We start from the raw sequence: 18,476 nt of genomic DNA, 5'->3' as shown, positions 1-18,476 counted from the left end.
CCCGTGGCGCTATTCACTTTTAACAGAACAATTGTTTACTCAAAATTCATAAAAAATGGAGCGATCAGCAGACTTATCTACTGATCGCTCCATCTCAATTAGCTAGGTGCTTACTTGAGGATCTTCGAGACCACACCTGCACCAACAGTACGACCGCCTTCACGGATTGCAAAGCGCATTCCTTGTTCAATAGCGATCGGGTTGATCAGTTCCACAGTCATCTTGATCCGGTCACCGGGCATCACCATTTCAGCTTCGCCGCCTTCGTCAGTCGTGAAGTTGCTGATGGTTCCGGTTACGTCGGTTGTCCGCACATAGAACTGAGGACGATAGCCAGGGAAAAACGGAGTGTGACGACCGCCTTCTTCCTTCTTCAGGATGTACACTTCAGACTCGAATTGAGTGTGAGGTTTGATAGAACCGGGCTTCGCCAGCACCATACCGCGCTCAATATCAGCCTTTTGAATACCCCGAAGCAAGATACCCGCGTTGTCGCCTGCCATCCCTTTATCGAGACTCTTCTTGAACATCTCGATTCCGGTGACAGTACTCTTACGAGTGTCACGAATTCCAACGAGTTCAACTTCGTCTTGAACCTTGACTTCACCCCGTTCAATCCGACCTGTTGCAACCGTACCCCGACCTGTGATCGAGAACACGTCTTCAACTGCCATCAAGAACGGTTTGTCAACATCACGCTCAGGAGTCGGAATGTATTCGTCAACCGAATCCATCAGAGCGTAAATGCAGTCAACCCACTCGTCTTCGCCCTTCTTGGTTTTGGGGCTTGCGGTCATCTTCTCAACCGCTCTCAGTGCAGAACCAGCAGTGATCGGAATTTCGTCGCCGGGGAATTCGTAGGAATCCAACAGTTCACGAACTTCGAGTTCAACCAGTTCGAGCAGTTCTTCGTCGTCTACCATGTCTTTCTTGTTCAAGAAGACAACCAGACGGGGAACGCCCACCTGACGAGCCAACAGGATGTGCTCACGAGTTTGGGGCATGGGACCGTCAGCCGCCGAAACGACGAGGATCGCACCGTCCATCTGAGCTGCACCCGTGATCATGTTCTTCACATAGTCAGCATGTCCGGGACAGTCCACGTGAGCATAGTGACGGGATTCGGTTTCATACTCCACGTGAGCGGTGTTGATCGTGATACCCCGTGCTTTTTCTTCCGGAGCTGCGTCGATGTCTTCATACTTCCGGGCTGCCGCTTGACCCAGAGCTGAAAGGGTCATCGTGATTGCAGCCGTCAGCGTGGTCTTGCCGTGGTCAACGTGACCGATCGTGCCGATGTTGACGTGGGGTTTATTCCGTTCAAACTTTGCGCGTGCCATGAATTACAATTCCTCTCCTGATTAAGCGTTCCCTTTGTTTTTCGCAATGATGGTTTCAGCGACGTTCTTGGGTACTTCTTCGTAATGGCTGAATTCCATTGTAAAAGTACCGCGTCCCTGAGTCATCGATCGGATATCCGTAGCATATCCAAACATTTCTGCCAGTGGAACCTTGGTTGTGACCTTGGCAATTCCGCGCTCGACACCTTGAGCTTCAATCTGCCCACGTTTCGAGATCAGGTTGCCCATGACGCTACCAAGAAAGTCTTCTGGCACTTCGACCTCAACCTTCATCATCGGCTCTAAGAGTACCGGGTTGGCTTTCATTACGCCATCCTTGATCGCCATCGATCCAGCAATCTTAAACGCCATTTCAGAAGAGTCTACATCGTGATACGAACCATCGACGAGTGTGGCTTTCACGTCAATCAATGGATATCCCGCGACGATCCCCGTTTCGCAAGCTTCTTTCATGCCTTGCTCAGCAGGTCCGACATATTCTCTCGGAACAGTACCCCCGACAATTTTCGAGACGAACTCGAATCCAGTGCCCACTTCGCCCGGTTCAAGCTGGATCACAACGTGACCGTATTGACCTTTACCACCGCTTTGACGGACGAATCTACCTTCCGCTTTGACGGCTTTGCGAATGGTTTCACGATAAGCCACTTGAGGCGCACCGACGTTCGCTTCGACTTTGAATTCGCGAAGCATTCGATCGACCAAGATTTCCAAGTGCAATTCGCCCATTCCAGCGATCACAGTTTGGTTGGTTTCTTGATCAATGCTGACGCGGAAAGTCGGATCTTCTTCAGACAGTGCCTTGAGCGCTTTGGAGAGTTTTTCCATGTCGCTCTTAGTCTTCGGTTCTACTGCAACCGAGATTACAGGCTCAGGAATAAACAGCGATTCCAGCACAATGTTGTCGCCTTCAGGACAAAGCGTATCGCCGGTCAGCGTGTCAGACAGTCCGGGAATAGCTCCCAAGTCGCCTGCTCTGAGTTCGTCTACATCGATCCGTTCATCCGCTTTCAAGATGATCAGACGAGAGACGCGCTCTTTCTTGTCTTTGGTGGAGTTGTAGATGTAGCTTCCTTTTGAAAGCACACCCGAATAAACTCGCACGAAAGTTAAACGACCAACGAACTTGTCAGTCATGACCTTGAACGCCAAAGCAGACATCGGAGCCGTGTCTTGCGGCGGACGCTCAGCGGTTGTTCCATCCGGCATCATGCCTTGAATCGGCGGAATGTCGATCGGGGAAGGTAAATAATCCAACACCGCATCGAGCATTTGCTGAACGCCTTTATTTTTGAAGGCAGAGCCGCAAAGGAGAGGAACGAAAAATTCGCCATCAATTCCTTCGATCGTTGCTTTCCGAATCCCGGCTTTGATTTCGTCTTCGGTCAGTTCTTCACCCGCGAAGTACTTCTCTAACAAAGCTTCATCGGTTTCAGCGACCGCTTCAACCAATTTGGTGCGAAACTCTTCAGCTTTGTCTTTCAGATCTTCGGGGATGTCGGTGACTTCGATTTCGCGACCTAAATCATCCTTGTGGATGTAAGCCTTCATGCGAACGAGGTCAACGATGCCTTTGAACTGATCTTCAGCGCCGATCGGAATTTGAATTGGGACAGCATTCGCTTGAAGTCGATCGCGAATCTGAGCATAGACCTTAAAGAAGTCCGCGCCAGTTCTGTCCATCTTGTTCACGAACACCATGCGAGGAACCTTGTAACGGTTCGCTTGCTTCCACACGGTTTCGGATTGAGGCTGAACGCCACCGACGGAACAAAACACCGCGATCACACCGTCGAGCACTCGCATCGAGCGTTCAACTTCGATCGTGAAGTCTACGTGCCCTGGAGTGTCAATAATGTTGATCTTGTGTTCGAGTTCGCCTTCAGCGGGCTGGTTCGGCTTGTCGGCATCGCGACGAGTCCATTGAGTACTGATCGCAGCAGCGGTGATCGTAATGCCCCGCTCCCGCTCTTGTTCCATCCAGTCCGTTGTGGCTGTCCCCTCATGCACTTCGCCAATCTTGTGGACGATGCCGGAGTAAAATAGAATCCGTTCTGTTGTTGTTGTCTTGCCCGCATCAATATGCGCGGCGATCCCGATATTTCTTACTCTTTCGAGCGGGACGGTACGAGCCACAGCTACCTCCTTAGCATCTGTGCATGGTTTAAATCACACTACTGCGTCTATTAAGATTCTATACTTTTTAATAGCGATAGTGCGCGAATGCTTTATTAGCTTCTGCCATCCGGTGCGTTTCTTCGCGCTTCCGAATCGCGCTTCCCGTTTCGTTGGCAGCATCCATCAATTCGTTTGCCAGTTTTGCTGACATTGACTTGCCTGCACGAGAGCGAGAAAACTGAATTAACCATCTCAACGCTAAAGCAATTCCACGATCGGTACGGACTTCCATCGGCACTTGGTAAGTTGCACCCCCAACCCGACGCGCTTTCACTTCAACCAAAGGAGTCGCATTCTTGACTGCCCGCTCAAAAGTCTCCAGCGGATCAGATCCAGTGCGCTCTTTGATGATCTCAAACGCATCGTAGACGATACGGGTTGCCAGAGATTTTTTACCGCTCTCCATAATCCGCCGCACCATCATTGTGACAAGACGCGAGTTATGAACAGAGTCGGCGGGAATGGGACGCTTTTTGATGACGACGCGACGAGACATAATTAGCCTTAAGGAAAAAAGAACAGTAAATCAGACAACCGAGGCGCGATCGTGGAGTTCAAAAGAGTGTCGTGAGAAGATTCTCTAAAATACTATTCGATCGCTAACAAACGAACCTCATTGACTCAAGTACTTGAGCGACGAGGTTCATTTGGCAAATTAATTCTAACGAGCAGTCGTCATTTCGCGGCTGCGGGTTTCGGACGTTTCGCACCGTACTTGGAACGACCTTGCTTGCGGTCTTTCACGCCAGCGGTGTCGAGTGTTCCGCGAATGATGTGGTAGCGAACACCAGGTAAGTCTTTTACCCGTCCGCCCCGAATCATCACGACGGAGTGTTCTTGTAAGTTGTGACCGATGCCGGGAATGTAAGCTGTGACTTCAAAGCCTGAAGTTAAGCGCACCCGTGCCACTTTACGAAGAGCGGAGTTCGGTTTTTTAGGCGTAGTGGTATAAACCCGTGTGCAAACTCCACGACGCTGAGGGCAACTCTTCAGAGCCGGGGATTTGGTTTTCTTCTTAGCTTTATTGCGCTCACTACGGATGAGTTGCTGGATGGTGGGCATTTTCTAATGTATAAGAGAATGCAGCTTTTGGGCTGCTCCGACTTTCAACGATCACTAAACATACCAATGGATCGATACCCCTGTCAAATTGTTTGACAAGTCGATCGATCTTTGTGAATGTAAAGCCTACCTATTCTAGCTCTCGTTGATCGAGAATGAGACACCACAATCACAACTTTTTTTCGCATTCGGATTGTGGAAGCGGAAACTCCCACCCATCAAGTCTTCTGAAAAGTCGATCGTTAAATTTTCCAGATATTGAGCGCTGTGTGGATCGATCGCGATTTGAATGCCGTGGCACTGTTGAATGCGATCGCTCGAATTTAATTCAGTTTCAAATCTGGTGATGTATGACAGTCCTGCACATCCGCCAGATTCGATTTGCAACCGAAAAAAAGCGGACGGGTTAGGATGACGGTGGTGCAGGCGTTGGATTTCTGCGATCGCAGAAGGACTGAGTTCGATCATGCGCTTGTAAAAATCTTCAAGCTAGATCGTACGTCTAAGCCGTCCCCTTCCGTTGCAGTCGTCGATAACTCCACTCGAATAAATACCCTAAACCGCATGTCACTAGGGTTACAGCGACAAAGCGAATCCAATAATTGGGAATGATTCGAGTCGTGATCATCCATGCAGGCACATAGAAATTCATGTGCGTTAAGAAAATCCCGTAAGAGTAATCGCCTAAGAAATTCAGCGAAGGAAGTTTGAAACTTAAAAGCTGATAGAAGACACACAGTTCTCCAACTCCAATCAGTGCATCCGCAGGAATTGAAAATGCGAGTTGTCCAGTGCTTGCGAGTCCGTCACAAACAAGACCGAAGATCCACAAACCAGCAGTGAACGGGAGCCACCGAGATTTGAGTAGAAAAACTGGACGGGATTCGAGAAGCGAAACCGCCAAAATCATCCCAAACACAAACTCAAATAATCGCGAAGGAAAAAACGCACCTTTCAACAGAACTTCGACGATTCGCGGCTCTAACATTCCGCTGCTTAGTACGACTAAACTCCGGTAAATCAGCGAAACACCTAACGCACCGGATAACAAAACCGACCAACTCCAACGCCGACCGATCCAAATCAACACCGGAAAAATCAAATAAAGCTGGATCGAAAGCCCGACATACCACCAAGCACCATTCAAAAACGAGTAGTTCTGAATGAGAAAATTTCGGAGCGTTGTGAGGCTGGCGAATATTGCGAATGCGATCGAGCCAGTTCCTTGAGTCCAGATTTCGCTGCCGAATGGAATCCAGGCGGGATTGAGGAAAAAGAGAGCGATCGCTAACCCATGCGCGACCCAGTAGAGCGGGAGTAATCGAAGCACTCGTCGTCGCCAAAATGTTACGGCTCGAAACGGCTTTCCGGCTTGATTCTGCCGCCACCAGGAAGCCGCTAGACCAAATCCACTTGCGATCAGGAAAAAATGAACACCTTGTTCACCGAGTAGACAGGCGAAATTCGCGATCGCTTCGAGCCAGCCTTTGACTCCCTGCCGTTGAGCCTGTTCTAAAATTTGCGCCCAGTTGAGATAACCGCGGGTGTAGCCCCACAGGTGATAAGTAACGACCATGAGAATCGCCAAACCTTTGAGGCGCGGCAAGGTTTGACTAAAACGGGAATAGGTAGAGTCTGGCATAAGCGCAGCAAGGTGACTGAATATGGCTCAAGAGTGCCCCTGCTGAAAAACAAAATGAGGCAATTCCGTAAGAACTGCCTCATCTGAAAATCGAGTTAGAAATATTTAGTTAGCGCGAGAGTAGTCGTCTTGGAAGCGTACGATGTCATCTTCTCCGAGATATTCGCCGTTCTGAACTTCGATTAAAATCAGCGGAATCACACCAGGATTTTCTAGACGATGCGTGGTGCACTGAGGCACATAGGTAGACTGATTGCTGCCGAGGGTAATTTGGGCATCGCCGCATTCGACTTTCGCAGTGCCAGAGACTACGATCCAGTGTTCGCTGCGGTGGTGGTGCATCTGTAAGCTGAGACGATGACCGGGTTTGACCTCGATCCGTTTGATTTTGTAGCCGCGACCTTCTTCGAGAATCGTGAACGAACCCCAGGGACGAAGTTCAGTTGCAGCCGCTTTACCAGGGGTCGGAGACAGCACTAGAGCGGGAGTTTGAGTTTTTTCTTGAGCCTGAGCCACCGTTTCTCTCCTCAATAAGTAATAGATTTCGCAGATTGGATTCCCAACCAAAAAGACTAACAAACCAATCCAGGACACGCTTGCTTATGGTGGACGATTTCTGAAGAATTTACGAAGTCTTGATTTGAATTGCAAAATCAGTGAAGAAGTGGTAGCCAATGTTACGGCTGAAGAAAAACGCCAATCCCATTGTGAACTCGTGCGGACGATCGGAGAGGTCGATCGAGAATTTGCCCTCCTAAATAAAGCGTCGTCGAACTCCCACCATCGAGATTAAGAGCGTTAACGGCTCCTAACTGCTGCATAATGACCGCCATATCGCTCAGGGTTGCACCGACACCAGAGACGTTATTTTGAGCCGTGACGATGAGGATTCTGCCGTCTGCGGTTTGTCCGATCGCACTTCGCGCCGCTCTTTCTTGAATAAACGCTGTACTGAATTGCTCTAGGCGACCGTCTAAAACGATTTGACCGTTACGAATTAGAAGCGGTCCCCCTCCGATTAAATTTGGAAATGCCGCTAAATCGGGCAAATTGAAGGTGCTTTGAAGCTGAACGGGAATAGCTGGAGTGAAGGAAGCAGCGGCGGTACGGTTCGATCGAAATGCCAATAAATAGCCTGTGGTTGGGACTGTCACTGCTGTTCCTGCGGTTGGAACAAGTTGCTGTGTGCCCGTTTGATTATTTTGAACAGGAAGCAGGATTTCGTTATCGGTCAGAGTCGTGTAAGTGCTGCCCCAATCGGCGGTGTAGCGAGCAATTCCGGCTTGAACGTAGGCAGAATTCAACGTGGTTAGGGGGAAACGTTGACCGGAACCGAGAACGATCGTTTCTTGAAGAGTTAAGCGATCGAACTTCCAATTTCCCGCTGCGTCCCATCCAGCGACACCCCGACTCAAAATCGGACCGGATGCGAATCGATTCTCTAGCTTGATTGCCCCAAGCGGTAATTGATTATTCCGATTGAAATAACCTCCGTTAATGGCAGCCGTTGCTAAAGATTGTTGAGCCGTAGTAAATAGCGGTAGAGTTCCGACTAGCGTTGTGGAATTAGGCAAAATTGGACGAATGCTTAATCCAGGTTGGCGAGGATTCACTTCAAGCCAAACGATCGGAAATTGGTTCGTTCCTACGGTTAACGATCGCTGTCTCCAAAACAAACCATTTGCCCACAAGATTTCTTTATCAGCAAGGAAATTCGCGCCGACTTCGATCACGATGCGATCGGGACTCGATGCCGTTGTAATTCGCGATCGTAGACTCAACGGAACGCCAATTCTGACGATCGTTCGATTGCCATTCCGTTCGACTTTTAGCGATCGGATTCGACTTGCGGCAGTGGGCTTAAATTTTTCTAGCTGAGCTTGATCCACCTGAGCATCAAGCGTTAGAACAAGCTCATTAAGTTGTGGATCAGCTTGCCAGGTGACAGGGCGATCGAAAGAAATCGAAATGAGATCGATATTCGGTGTGGGCTGTTCTTGCTGAATTGCAGTCAGGTTTGCGATCGGAGTCGTGATTTGTAGCGTATTTCCACTGATTTGAGTTCGCCAACCGTTTTTCTGGACGAATTCGGTGACATCTAAATATCGTAGTGGCGGCGTTAATCGAGTTGGGAAAACTGCTTCGGAAAACCATTGAATCGGTTGACGGCTTGCATCGTTTGTACTGAGAAGCTCTGCCCCAAATTGCTGTGTCAAGAGTGCATCACTTAATCCGATTCGCGTCGCTCCATCTGCTTGCCATTGACTCCAGTTACCGCCGAAGGTTTGTCCGTTGAGAACGATTTGGGTTCCTTGAGTAATTGGATTGAAATTCAAAGGAGCAGGGCTAGAAGGTGGACTTTGTTGAGCGAGATTGAAATCGAGAGCTGCTGGAGCATCCGCCAACGCAGGAGATGACATCAACAGTAAAGCAAGTCCGTAGAAACCGAATTTAAGAGAAGCCATCTGACAAGAATTTACGAAGCTTAGGGGAAAATCCGCAGGTTATTTTACTGCGATCGCTAAATCTAGATAGAAAAAGCCGCAGTCTATCAAGAAATCGTAACTTTCTCATTTTGACAGATTCGCGCCTGTCTAACGCACTCGAAAGCAGCGACGGAAAGGATTAAAGGGTTTTACGATCAGAGAATCTCCGCAATGTTATGGGGATTGCCAGAGCGCAAAATTTTCTATACTATTCTTATCCCAGTCTTTGTAAAAATTCAGTTAAGCTAGATCTCCCTGCAAGTATCGGGGAGCGATGTCACTCTGTTGAACCTGAAGCGATCGCGGGCAAATTGTTTCCCAGGTTTGAGATTTTGCAACAGAGTTGGCGGTTTTGTCTCCGAGCATCTTCTACGATGACCAAATCGCTTGACGCACAGAATTTTTTACTTGATTGTTAAATTTATGTGAGCATTAGTCTCTTTTCTTCACAAAAGCTTCTCCGAGATCTCCCGCTAACTTTCCCTTTAGCCCAGCTTGTTTTCCGGTCTACCCCCAAAATCTCTTCTTGAAATGAATCGAATGAGTCCTTCCATGAGTCAAGCAAGTGTTCCGTCAGAGTGTCATGAATTTAATGGATATGCAGGTCAGCGCTGGCTCGTCGAAGAACGGGATGCCTGCGGTGTCGGTTTTATCGCAGATCAAAAAGGTCGAAATAGCCACGATTTGATGGAAAAGGCGTTATCTGCACTCGCTTGCTTGGAACATCGGGGCGGATGTAGCGCGGATCAGGACTCCGGAGATGGCGCGGGTCTGATGGCGGCGATTCCGTGGGAGATCTTGAATCAGTGGGCGGGTGAGCGAGGAGTTACCTTAACCCCCGATCAAGTCGGTGTGGGAATGGTATTTTTGCCGCAAGATAGCGCGATCGCAGCATCTGTAAAAGACATCGCAGAGAAAATCGTTGCTGAAGAAGGTTTAACGTTCTTGGGCTGGCGAGTTGTCCCGGTTAAACCTGAAATTCTTGGCGTTCAAGCGCGGGAAAATCAGCCGCAAATTGAGCAATTGTTAGTGAAATCTGACACGCTGAGTGGCGAAGAGTTAGAGCGCAAACTGTATCTGACTCGCAAACAGATTCATCGAATTTTGGCAGAACAGGCGAAACCTGGATTTGATGAACTGTATGTGTGTTCGTTTTCGACTCGCACGATCGTTTATAAGGGCATGGTGCGATCGGCAATTTTGGGCGAGTTTTACCAAGACTTGCAAAATCCGAACTATAAGACTTCATTCGCCCTGTATCACCGTCGTTTCAGCACGAATACAATGCCAAAATGGCCCCTTGCCCAACCGATGCGGCTTTTGGGTCACAATGGCGAAATCAATACGCTGCTTGGAAACGTCAACTGGATGAAAGCGCGGGAAGCGGACTTGGCACACGAATTTTGGGGCGATCGCATCACTGCCCTGAAGCCTACCGTGAACTCGAACAATAGCGATTCTGCTAACTTAGACAACGTGATGGAACTGCTCGTTCGATCTGGACGTAGCCCGGTTGAAGCGTTGATGATGATGGTTCCAGAAGCGTATAAGAATCAGCCAGAGCTTACCGATCACCCTGAAATTGTGGACTTCTATGAGTATCACAGCGGTATTCAGGAAGCTTGGGATGGTCCGGCTTTGCTGGCGTTCTGTGATGGAAAAGTTGTCGGGGCAACGCTCGATCGAAATGGTCTTCGTCCCGCTCGTTACACGGTCACTCGCGATGGCTACTTGGTCGTTGCATCAGAAGCAGGTGTCGTTGATATTCCAGAATCCGAAGTGCTTGAGAAAGGTCGCTTAGGTCCTGGACAGATGATTGCGTTTGATTTGCAGAAGCTAGAAGTGCTGAAGAACTGGGAAATCAAGCAACGTGTCGCAAATGCTCACCCTTATGGAGAGTGGCTAAAGCAAAATCGGAAGACGTTGCACTCTCAGGACTATCTAGAAGCGACTGAAATGGATCAGCAAGCGCTTCTGACCCACCAAACCGCATTCGGCTACACCTTGGAAGATGTGGAAATGGTCATCCAAGATATGGCGGCACAAGGAAAAGAGCCGACCTTCTGTATGGGTGATGATATTCCACTAGCGGTACTGTCTGAGCGTCCTCACCTGCTGTACGACTATTTCAAACAGCGGTTTGCTCAGGTGACGAATCCCCCGATCGACCCACTCCGCGAAAAACTCGTTATGTCTTTGACGATGCAACTCGGAGCGCGTGGAAATCTGCTTGAAACCAAGTCTGAAGGCGCGAATCTGTTCTTGCTAGAGTCGCCTGTTTTAACAGAACCGGAATTGGATCAAGTTCGTAATTCTGGTCTTGAAACCGCAAACCTTTCGACCTTGTTTGAGATTGCTGCTGGACCTGAAGGGCTAAAAGCTGCGGTTAAAACTCTATGTGAACAAGCAGCAGAAGCGGTTCGGTCGGGTAAAAAGATCTTGGTGTTAAGCGATCGCTTAGATCATTCCGGCAATTTCACTCGATTAAACCCTGACCAAAGCTACATTCCGCCGCTCTTAGCCGTTGGAGCCGTTCACCATCATCTGATCCGTCAAGGATTGCGGATGAAAGCTTCTCTGATTGTGGATACCGCTCAAGCTTGGAGTACTCATCACTTCGCTTGCTTAATGGGCTACGGCGCAAGTGCAGTTTGTCCTTATCTCGCCTTAGAATCGGTGCGCCAATGGTGGTCAGATTCTAAGACTCAAAGCTTGATGGAGCGTGGAAAGATCAAAGCGGCAAGTTTAACCGCAGTGCAAGCGAACTTCCGTAAAGCGATCGAGGATGGATTGCTCAAAATCCTCTCGAAGATGGGCATTTCCTTGCTGTCAAGCTATCAAGCCGCTCAAATCTTTGAAGCGATAGGCATCGGTGGCGATTTGCTCAACTTAGGATTTTTTGGAACTGCATCGCGATTAGGTGGATTGACGATCGCAGAACTTGCCCAAGAAATTCTCTCGTTCCACAGCCGCGCTTTCCCAGAGTTAACGACCAAGAAACTCGAAAACTTTGGCTTTGTTCAGTACCGTCCAGGTGGCGAGTACCACATGAACAGCCCGGAACTGGCAAAACATTTACACCAAGCTGTCAGAACCAAGAGTTTTGATCACTACGAACTGTATCAACAGCATCTCGCGAATCGCCCGATTACGGCTTTACGGGATTTGCTCGACTTCAAGAGCGATCGAGAATCTATCTCAATCGATGAAGTCGAATCCGCAACCGAAATCGTGAAGCGCTTCTGTACGGGTGGAATGTCGCTTGGTGCATTGTCCCGTGAAGCGCATGAAGTGTTAGCGATCGCAATGAACCGTTTGGGGGGTCGATCGAACTCTGGTGAAGGTGGTGAAGATCCTGTCCGGTACAAAGTTCTCGACAGAGTAGAAGGAGGAATTTCGCCGCTCTTACCTCATCTGAAAGGTCTGAAGGTCGGAGATACCGCGAACTCTGCTATCAAACAAGTCGCGTCTGGTCGCTTTGGTGTGACACCTGAGTATCTAATGAGCGCGAAGCAAATCGAAATCAAGATGGCTCAAGGCGCGAAACCGGGTGAAGGCGGACAATTGCCAGGACCGAAAGTGAGTCCTTATATTGCGATGCTGCGTCGATCGAAGCCTGGAGTAACTTTGATTTCTCCGCCGCCGCATCATGACATTTACTCGATCGAAGATCTCGCCCAGCTAATCTTCGACCTGCACCAAATCAATCCAACGGCTCAAGTTTCAGTGAAATTGGTGGCAGAAGTAGGAATTGGTACGATCGCGGCTGGAGTCGCCAAAGCAAACGCAGATATTATTCAAATCTCCGGTCACGATGGCGGTACAGGTGCATCTCCACTAAGTTCGATCAAACACGCGGGTAGTCCGTGGGAATTGGGCTTAACTGAAGTTCATCGGGTCTTGATGCAGAACCAATTGCGCGATCGCGTGATTCTTCGAGTCGATGGCGGCATCAAAGCTGGATGGGATGTTTTGATGGCGGCATTAATGGGCGGCGAAGAATTTGGATTTGGCTCGATCGCAATGATTGCCGAAGGTTGCATCATGGCGCGGATCTGTCACACGAATAGCTGTCCGGTCGGAGTCGCAAGCCAGAAAGAAGAACTGCGTAAGCGCTTCCCTGGAACGCCGGATCATGTGGTGAACTTCTTCTTATTTGTTGCGGAAGAAGTGCGATCGCTCTTAGCTCGTTTAGGCTACAAGTCCCTGAATGAGATCATTGGACGTGCTGATCTGCTGAAGATGCGTGAAGGTGTGAGTTTAACCAAGACTCAGATGTTGAACCTCGATTGTTTGACTCAGCTACCAGATACGCGCAGCGATCGCTCTTGGCTGAATCACGAAGCAGTTCACAGTAACGGCGTTGTTCTCGATGATCAAATTCTGAGTGATGCGGATGTTCAAGCTGCAATCCAGGATCAAGGTGAGGCGAGTCAGTCGATCGATGTGATCAACACGGATCGAACGGTTGGAACTCGAATTGCAGGAGCGATCGCAAAACAATACGGTAACTCCGGTTTCGGTGGTCAAATTACCTTGAACTTTGCCGGAAGCGTTGGACAAAGCTTCGGAGCCTTTAACCTGCCTTGTATGACGCTGAACTTAGTCGGTGAAGCGAACGACTATGTAGGTAAAGGAATGCACGGAGGTACGATCGCGATCAAACCCTCATCTGAAGCAACCTATGATCCATCTCAAAACGTGATCATCGGTAATACTTGCCTCTATGGCGCAACAGGTGGACGACTCTTCGCAAATGGACAAGCCGGAGAACGCTTTGCCGTCCGAAACTCACTTGCTGAAGCGGTTGTCGAAGGTGTTGGCGATCACTGTTGCGAATACATGACAGGCGGCGTGGTGGTCGTTCTTGGGCGTGCAGGTCGGAACGTGGGCGCAGGTATGACGGGTGGATTGGCTTACTTCTTCGATGAAGATGGTAGCTTCCAAGAGAAAGTCAATGCTGAGATCGTCAAAGTTCAGCGAGTCAGTGCCCCTGCGGGTGAACAACAGCTAAGAGAACTGCTTGAGGCGCACGTAGAACATACGGGTAGCCCGAAAGCGAAAGCGATTTTGGCGAACTGGTCAGAGTCGTTGCCGAAGTTCTGGCAGGTTGTTCCACCGTCTGAGAAGGATACACCTGAAGCGAATCCGGATGTTGAGAAAGTAGCGGTTTCGGCTTGATGAGGAAGGGAGCGATCGCACATCTTACGATCGCTCCCTTTTCAGATTGAGTTTAGCGCGATCGCAAAAGAGCGCCATTTACATCATTACGAATGGAGCAAGACGATGAACCTGCCAGAAGCGAATCTAGACACCGTAGCAATCTCTAATCTTTACGAATCTGACTTCTATGCTTGGACACAAGAACAAGCAAAGCTGCTTCACGATCGACGATGGAATCAAATTGATTTGCCAAACATTATCGAAGAGATTGAGTCATTGGGGAAACAGCAGCGTCAAGAACTTCGGAATCGCTTGAGTGTTTTGATTGGGCATTTGCTGAAATGGCAGTATCAACCTCAACAGCGGAGTCGTAGCTGGTTATCGACCCTTCGGATTCAACGACTAGATATCAATGATCTGCTTGAAGAGAATCCAAGTTTAAAGCCTTACATCGAAGAAGCGCTTCGGAAAGCATATCTTCGAGGCGTGGAACTTGCGATTAGAGAGACAGATTTACCGAATTCTATGTTTCCGACCGACTGTCCTTACAGTTTGGAAGAAATATTCAGCGATCGTTTTTATCCGGGTGAGCCAAGCGAATTATTGGAAGACTGAAATCTACATTGATTACCAGGCAACTGTCTGTAAATTCTCAACTTCTTGAAAGTGAGCATCGCGTGTCACTAGTATCAGATTGTGTTGAAGCGCGATCGCGGCAATCCAAATATCATTTTCTGGGAGTGGTCGCCCCTTGAGCCGCAATACATTTTTAATATCTCCGTAGTACTGAGCTGTTTCTATATCGCAGTGCAATACAACATTTTCAGCAACAAATTCATCGATTCGTTCTAAATTTTCCGTTGTTCGGGTTGATTTTCTTGCACCGTAGCACAACTCTCCGATCGCAATACTCGAAATAAATACCTCATCCGCTTGTTCAAAGCGACTTCTCACACTTTCTTCATTTGCGAACAGGGCAATGATAATGTTCGTATCCAACAAATATCTACCACTCATTCATATCAACCTGTTCGCAGTCTTGCTCGATCGCTTTCCGCATCAGCGCAATATCATCTGGTGCGATCACGCCTGCAAAGCGTAGAAGTTGAGATCCAGGAACGCCTTGAACCGTTGAATGATTTAGAGACTTAGCAAACTCTAAAACTCTCTTCTGGGAATTCTTTGGCATCCTGCGTAATTGCTCAATTACCTCGTCAAGAATCGATGAATTCATTTGACCCTCCATTAAGTGCGATTGCCCTCTTGCCTGGCTTCTCTAGTGCTGGCATTCGCGTAATCTCGATCGACATCAGCTTCTTCCTACAGCATTCAACCAGTACGCGCTATTTTAACAGAACCTGAAAGCCAGCTTATTTACTGAAGTAGAGATCGTTGAAGAAAGCAGCAACAATTCTTACATTTAACTATTAGCGTCATCCACCGATTTTGTAGCCTAAACAAATTTCTCAAAATGGAACATCTTCCCACTCTGGTTCTATCTCTTCTTGTTCTTTAATTCCTGAGATTTCCTTCTCAATGGATTCTATAAATTTGATTGCACTTGAAACGTTGTTGAATATTAGAACCTCTCATGGTAGTTCAAGACAGAATTATCGTGAGCGAGGCTTCTATTATTTCTAACCTCATTGAAAGACTCTAAAATTGAAATTGAAGACTTCAGAATTCTCTCTGTCATCTGTGATTCGATGAAGCCATTCTGTTTCAGATATTTAACGTATTCTCCGTAAAGACTATGTAGTGGTTTGCTTCTATTGTAAATAATTTCGTGTCTGTCACATAGCTTTCTTGTATACTTCACTGCAAAGGTATGTAATCTATCTAGGGCTACTTCTGGCTCATTATTCTCAATACTTTCTCTTATAGACTTTGCTAGTACAGAAAAGTCTTTTTCACTAGAGTAGGATTGAATTGCATCGATATTTTCGACAAAACTATCTTGTTTTAGCCTCTCTGCTATTGCATAGCATTCATCAAATAAAGTTTGTTCTGCTAAATCAATTTCTTTACCATTTATAAGTTTTTGAGTTCTCCAATACTCCAGTAAGTCTAAAAGCAATTCTCCAACAATATTGTTAGGTTCCTTATTCCAGAAAGCTCTTAATCGGTTAGCTTTAGACCCACTAGCATAGTCATACTTGCTATCGTAAATATCAATTCTCGTATTTTCAATCACAAATTCTTGGAAGCTTTTATTTGAAAAGTCAAGAATATAACCGCTCTCCATACCGAACAATCTTTCGAGCTTAATTTTATCAATGCTTGACAGGTTAGCCATTAATAACTATGAACGTATTGCTTCAGAACTTATTTTAACTACTCAAGGCAAACTAGCTACGTAATTTTTCTGGAATATCTAGTTTCTCAAGACACATCTCAATTACTTCTTGAATGTTCTGCATCAGTTCGTCGATCGTTTCCTCTTGGCTATAACAAGCCTTCAATTGCGGAACCTCACCGACATACATTCCATCTTCGTCGCGTTCAATGACCACATAAAATTCTCTGCCTTTCATTTTGACCTCCTTAGAAACAATAAAACCCCTCAAAAGTCATTAACTTTCAAGAGGTTCGACTAAACGAGCATGGCAGGAATCGAACCTGCGACACCCAGAACCGGAATCTGGTGCTCTATCCCCTGAGCTACATGCCCACTCGTTACTCTGTGAGTATAGCAAGAATCGCGCCGATCGTAGTCATCACAACCTAACGTTTTAAGATTTGCGCCTCGGAGGTAGGGAGTAGGGAGAATAGATTTTGCGTCTCCCCACTCCCTACTTTTTCACGAAGCCACTTTCGCGGTCGCCCGTTGACGAGTCGGAGCGGCTTTCACCGCAGCAGGGTCAGGATTCTGCATCAGAAACACCAGCAGCGGATTGCTCTGAAGTTCACGACGCAGCAAGCGATGAATTTCGCGCTCGATCTGAACTTGTAAACCTGCCCAATCGATCTCAATTTGACCGTTGAACGTGCTGTAGAACTCATTCCAACGATCGCTTAACACCGTCTCGATCGAATCCTGAATTCTGCCTCTCAACTGCTCCGGATTCACCGAAGTCACGACACCACGCAAATGCACATCAGGTTTTGCGAACAATCGCCCTTCGTTTGTAACAGTCGCTGCAACTGTAACAACTCCATCACCTGCCAACTGTTGACGCTCTTTCAGAACGCGATCGTCAACCATACCCGACCGAGAAGTATCCACCAGTTCGATGCCTGCCTTAACTTTGCCAGCTTTAGCGATCGAATCTTTTGTCAATTCGACCACATCACCGTTATCAATGATCACCATATTCTCAGCCGGAACACCCGTGCTTTGAGCGGTTTGGGAATGTTTGACTAGCATCCGATGTTCGCCGTGGACAGGTAGGAAGAACTTCGGACGAGTCAGAGCTAACATCAACTTTTGGTCTTCTTGGCAACCGTGACCAGAAACGTGAATGCCTTGATCTTTGCCGTAAACGACTTTTGCGCCGTTCATCATCAGTTTGTCGATCGTATTCACTACGGCGATCGTATTTCCAGGAATTGGATTCGCGGAGAATACAACCGTGTCACCTTCGCGGATCTTCACTTGACGATGTTCGCCGTTGGCAATTCGGGTCATCGCTGACATCGGTTCACCTTGCGATCCGGTAGTCAGAATCAGAACATTCTCATCCGGTGTCTTCTGAGCGACGTGCAGCGGTTGAAGTAAATCATCCCGACACTTGACATAGCCAAGATTTCGAGCGTGGGCGATTACGTTGAGCATCGATCGACCTAACACCGAAACCACGCGACCATGCTTCTCAGCAAGTTCCAGAATCATATTGATCCGGTGAACAGAAGAAGCGAACGTCGTGATCAGTAAGCGTCCTTTAGCTTGGGTGAAAACGCGATCGAGATTCGGAAACACCGATCGTTCTGACGGAGTAAAGCCCGGAATCTCGGAGTTCGTTGAATCACTGATCAAACATTGAACGCCTTTTTCACCGTATTCGGCTAAGCGCTGAATGTCGAACTTTTCACCATCAACCGGAGTATGGTCGAACTTGAAGTCTCCAGTGTGAATCACAACGCCAACCGGAGTGTGAATTGCAACGGTGAAACTATCTGCGATCGAGTGCGTGTTGCGAATAAACTCGACAAAGAAATGCGTACCGAGCCGAACAATGTCACGAGGGCGAACGGTGCGAAGTTCAGTGCGATCCGAAACGCCTGCTTCTTCAAGCTTGCCTTCGAGAAGTGCAAGAGCTAGACGCGGACCATACATCACCGGAATGTCTAGCTGTTTCAAGTGAAAAGCGATACCGCCGATATGGTCTTCGTGACCGTGAGTGATGATCATGCCCTTGATCTTTTCGCGGTTCTCGCGCAGATAAGTCATGTCCGGCAGCACAATATTTACGCCATGCATTCCGTCAGTCGGAAAGGCGAGTCCTGCATCAAGCAGAATAATTTCATCGCCGTATTCAAACACGCAGGTATTCTTACCAATTTCGTGTAGTCCGCCGAGCGGAATAATTTTGAGAGCATTAGACGAGTTACTTTGAGTCATCAGTATCCTTCAGATTTAAGAGA

The 18,476-nt window shown here is 47.9% G+C and carries 15 protein-coding genes and 1 tRNA gene; 2 read left to right on the top strand and 14 right to left on the bottom strand.

Annotated elements, in window-relative coordinates:
• Positions 1–110: 110 nt before the first annotated feature.
• The 8 genes from tuf to NIES2104_RS19890 form a co-directional block, all read right to left on the bottom strand.
• Positions 111–1,340 carry an elongation factor Tu gene (gene tuf / locus NIES2104_RS19925; RefSeq protein WP_058999995.1) on the bottom strand — a complete coding sequence of 410 codons (1,230 nt, stop codon included), beginning with the start codon at positions 1,338–1,340 and terminating at the stop codon, positions 111–113.
• 21 nt (positions 1,341–1,361) lie between these two features.
• Positions 1,362–3,497 carry an elongation factor G gene (gene fusA, locus NIES2104_RS19920; protein WP_058999994.1) on the bottom strand — a complete coding sequence of 712 codons (2,136 nt, stop codon included), beginning with the start codon at positions 3,495–3,497 and terminating at the stop codon, positions 1,362–1,364.
• Between the two features lie 67 nt (positions 3,498–3,564).
• On the bottom strand, positions 3,565–4,035 hold the full coding sequence (gene rpsG, locus NIES2104_RS19915) for a 30S ribosomal protein S7 (RefSeq protein WP_058999993.1): 471 nt from the start codon (positions 4,033–4,035) through the stop codon (positions 3,565–3,567).
• A 179-nt stretch (positions 4,036–4,214) separates the two neighbouring features.
• Positions 4,215–4,601: a 30S ribosomal protein S12 gene (gene rpsL, locus NIES2104_RS19910; protein ID WP_058999992.1), complete on the bottom strand. Its 387-nt coding sequence runs from the start codon at positions 4,599–4,601 to the stop codon at positions 4,215–4,217.
• A 135-nt stretch (positions 4,602–4,736) separates the two neighbouring features.
• Positions 4,737–5,069, bottom strand: a complete 333-nt coding sequence (locus NIES2104_RS19905; protein WP_058999991.1) for an iron-sulfur cluster assembly accessory protein — start codon at positions 5,067–5,069, stop codon at positions 4,737–4,739.
• A gap of 34 nt (positions 5,070–5,103) precedes the next feature.
• Positions 5,104–6,243: an acyltransferase gene (locus NIES2104_RS19900; protein WP_082690039.1), complete on the bottom strand. Its 1,140-nt coding sequence runs from the start codon at positions 6,241–6,243 to the stop codon at positions 5,104–5,106.
• A gap of 105 nt (positions 6,244–6,348) precedes the next feature.
• Entirely contained in the window at positions 6,349–6,759 is a 411-nt protein-coding gene (locus NIES2104_RS19895) for a phosphomannose isomerase type II C-terminal cupin domain (RefSeq protein WP_059001926.1), read from the bottom strand.
• A 161-nt stretch (positions 6,760–6,920) separates the two neighbouring features.
• The gene (locus tag NIES2104_RS19890) at positions 6,921–8,708 is read right to left on the bottom strand and encodes a phosphodiester glycosidase family protein (RefSeq protein WP_058999989.1); all 1,788 of its coding nucleotides are present in this window, start codon (positions 8,706–8,708) and stop codon (positions 6,921–6,923) included.
• Between the two features lie 573 nt (positions 8,709–9,281).
• Here NIES2104_RS19890 and gltB point away from each other — a divergent pair.
• Positions 9,282–13,910: a glutamate synthase large subunit gene (gltB, locus tag NIES2104_RS19885; protein ID WP_156427003.1), complete on the top strand. Its 4,629-nt coding sequence runs from the start codon at positions 9,282–9,284 to the stop codon at positions 13,908–13,910.
• A 105-nt stretch (positions 13,911–14,015) separates the two neighbouring features.
• Positions 14,016–14,507: a DUF29 domain-containing protein gene (locus NIES2104_RS19880; protein ID WP_058999988.1), complete on the top strand. Its 492-nt coding sequence runs from the start codon at positions 14,016–14,018 to the stop codon at positions 14,505–14,507.
• 12 nt (positions 14,508–14,519) lie between these two features.
• On the opposite strand, the gene NIES2104_RS19875 is transcribed toward NIES2104_RS19880, so the two are convergent.
• The 6 genes from NIES2104_RS19875 to NIES2104_RS19850 all read right to left on the bottom strand — a co-directional run bounded on the left by NIES2104_RS19875 (position 14,520) and on the right by NIES2104_RS19850 (position 18,453).
• Positions 14,520–14,909 carry a type II toxin-antitoxin system VapC family toxin gene (locus NIES2104_RS19875; protein WP_058999987.1) on the bottom strand — a complete coding sequence of 130 codons (390 nt, stop codon included), beginning with the start codon at positions 14,907–14,909 and terminating at the stop codon, positions 14,520–14,522.
• Complete coding sequence (locus NIES2104_RS19870) at positions 14,899–15,126, bottom strand: hypothetical protein (protein WP_059001923.1); 228 nt, start codon at positions 15,124–15,126, stop codon at positions 14,899–14,901. The genes NIES2104_RS19875 and NIES2104_RS19870 overlap by 11 nt, the downstream gene beginning before the upstream one ends.
• A 345-nt stretch (positions 15,127–15,471) precedes the next feature.
• Positions 15,472–16,188, bottom strand: coding sequence for an abortive infection family protein (locus tag NIES2104_RS19865; RefSeq protein ID WP_202815095.1), 717 nt, complete (start codon positions 16,186–16,188; stop codon positions 15,472–15,474).
• 52 nt (positions 16,189–16,240) lie between these two features.
• Positions 16,241–16,426, bottom strand: a complete 186-nt coding sequence (locus tag NIES2104_RS19860; protein ID WP_058999986.1) for a type II toxin-antitoxin system HicB family antitoxin — start codon at positions 16,424–16,426, stop codon at positions 16,241–16,243.
• Positions 16,427–16,490: 64 nt separating this feature from the next.
• Positions 16,491–16,563, bottom strand: a tRNA-Arg gene (locus NIES2104_RS19855).
• 129 nt (positions 16,564–16,692) lie between these two features.
• Complete coding sequence (locus NIES2104_RS19850) at positions 16,693–18,453, bottom strand: ribonuclease J (protein WP_058999985.1); 1,761 nt, start codon at positions 18,451–18,453, stop codon at positions 16,693–16,695.
• Positions 18,454–18,476: the final 23 nt, after the last annotated feature.

Origin of the sequence: Leptolyngbya sp. NIES-2104 (assembly GCF_001485215.1) — a bacterium.
Taxonomy (GTDB): domain Bacteria; phylum Cyanobacteriota; class Cyanobacteriia; order Leptolyngbyales; family Leptolyngbyaceae; genus Leptolyngbya.
Note: the sequence above shows the minus strand (reverse complement) of the source record. Positions and strands in the feature narration are given on the sequence as shown.

Excerpts from the sequence above, each read along its gene's own strand:
- tuf (WP_058999995.1), bottom strand. The coding sequence starts at position 1,340 with ATGGCACGCGCAAAGTTTGAACGGAATAAACCCCACGTCAACATCGGC.
- rpsG (WP_058999993.1), bottom strand. The coding sequence starts at position 4,035 with ATGTCTCGTCGCGTCGTCATCAAAAAGCGTCCCATTCCCGCCGACTCT.
- rpsL (WP_058999992.1), bottom strand. The coding sequence starts at position 4,601 with ATGCCCACCATCCAGCAACTCATCCGTAGTGAGCGCAATAAAGCTAAG.
- NIES2104_RS19905 (WP_058999991.1), bottom strand. The coding sequence starts at position 5,069 with ATGATCGAACTCAGTCCTTCTGCGATCGCAGAAATCCAACGCCTGCAC.
- NIES2104_RS19900 (WP_082690039.1), bottom strand. The coding sequence starts at position 6,243 with ATGCCAGACTCTACCTATTCCCGTTTTAGTCAAACCTTGCCGCGCCTC.
- NIES2104_RS19890 (WP_058999989.1), bottom strand. The coding sequence starts at position 8,708 with ATGGCTTCTCTTAAATTCGGTTTCTACGGACTTGCTTTACTGTTGATG.
- gltB (WP_156427003.1), top strand. The coding sequence starts at position 9,282 with ATGAGTCAAGCAAGTGTTCCGTCAGAGTGTCATGAATTTAATGGATAT.
- NIES2104_RS19880 (WP_058999988.1), top strand. The coding sequence starts at position 14,016 with ATGAACCTGCCAGAAGCGAATCTAGACACCGTAGCAATCTCTAATCTT.
- NIES2104_RS19875 (WP_058999987.1), bottom strand. The coding sequence starts at position 14,909 with ATGAGTGGTAGATATTTGTTGGATACGAACATTATCATTGCCCTGTTC.
- NIES2104_RS19870 (WP_059001923.1), bottom strand. The coding sequence starts at position 15,126 with ATGAATTCATCGATTCTTGACGAGGTAATTGAGCAATTACGCAGGATG.
- NIES2104_RS19865 (WP_202815095.1), bottom strand. The coding sequence starts at position 16,188 with ATGGCTAACCTGTCAAGCATTGATAAAATTAAGCTCGAAAGATTGTTC.
- NIES2104_RS19860 (WP_058999986.1), bottom strand. The coding sequence starts at position 16,426 with ATGAAAGGCAGAGAATTTTATGTGGTCATTGAACGCGACGAAGATGGA.
- NIES2104_RS19850 (WP_058999985.1), bottom strand. The coding sequence starts at position 18,453 with ATGACTCAAAGTAACTCGTCTAATGCTCTCAAAATTATTCCGCTCGGC.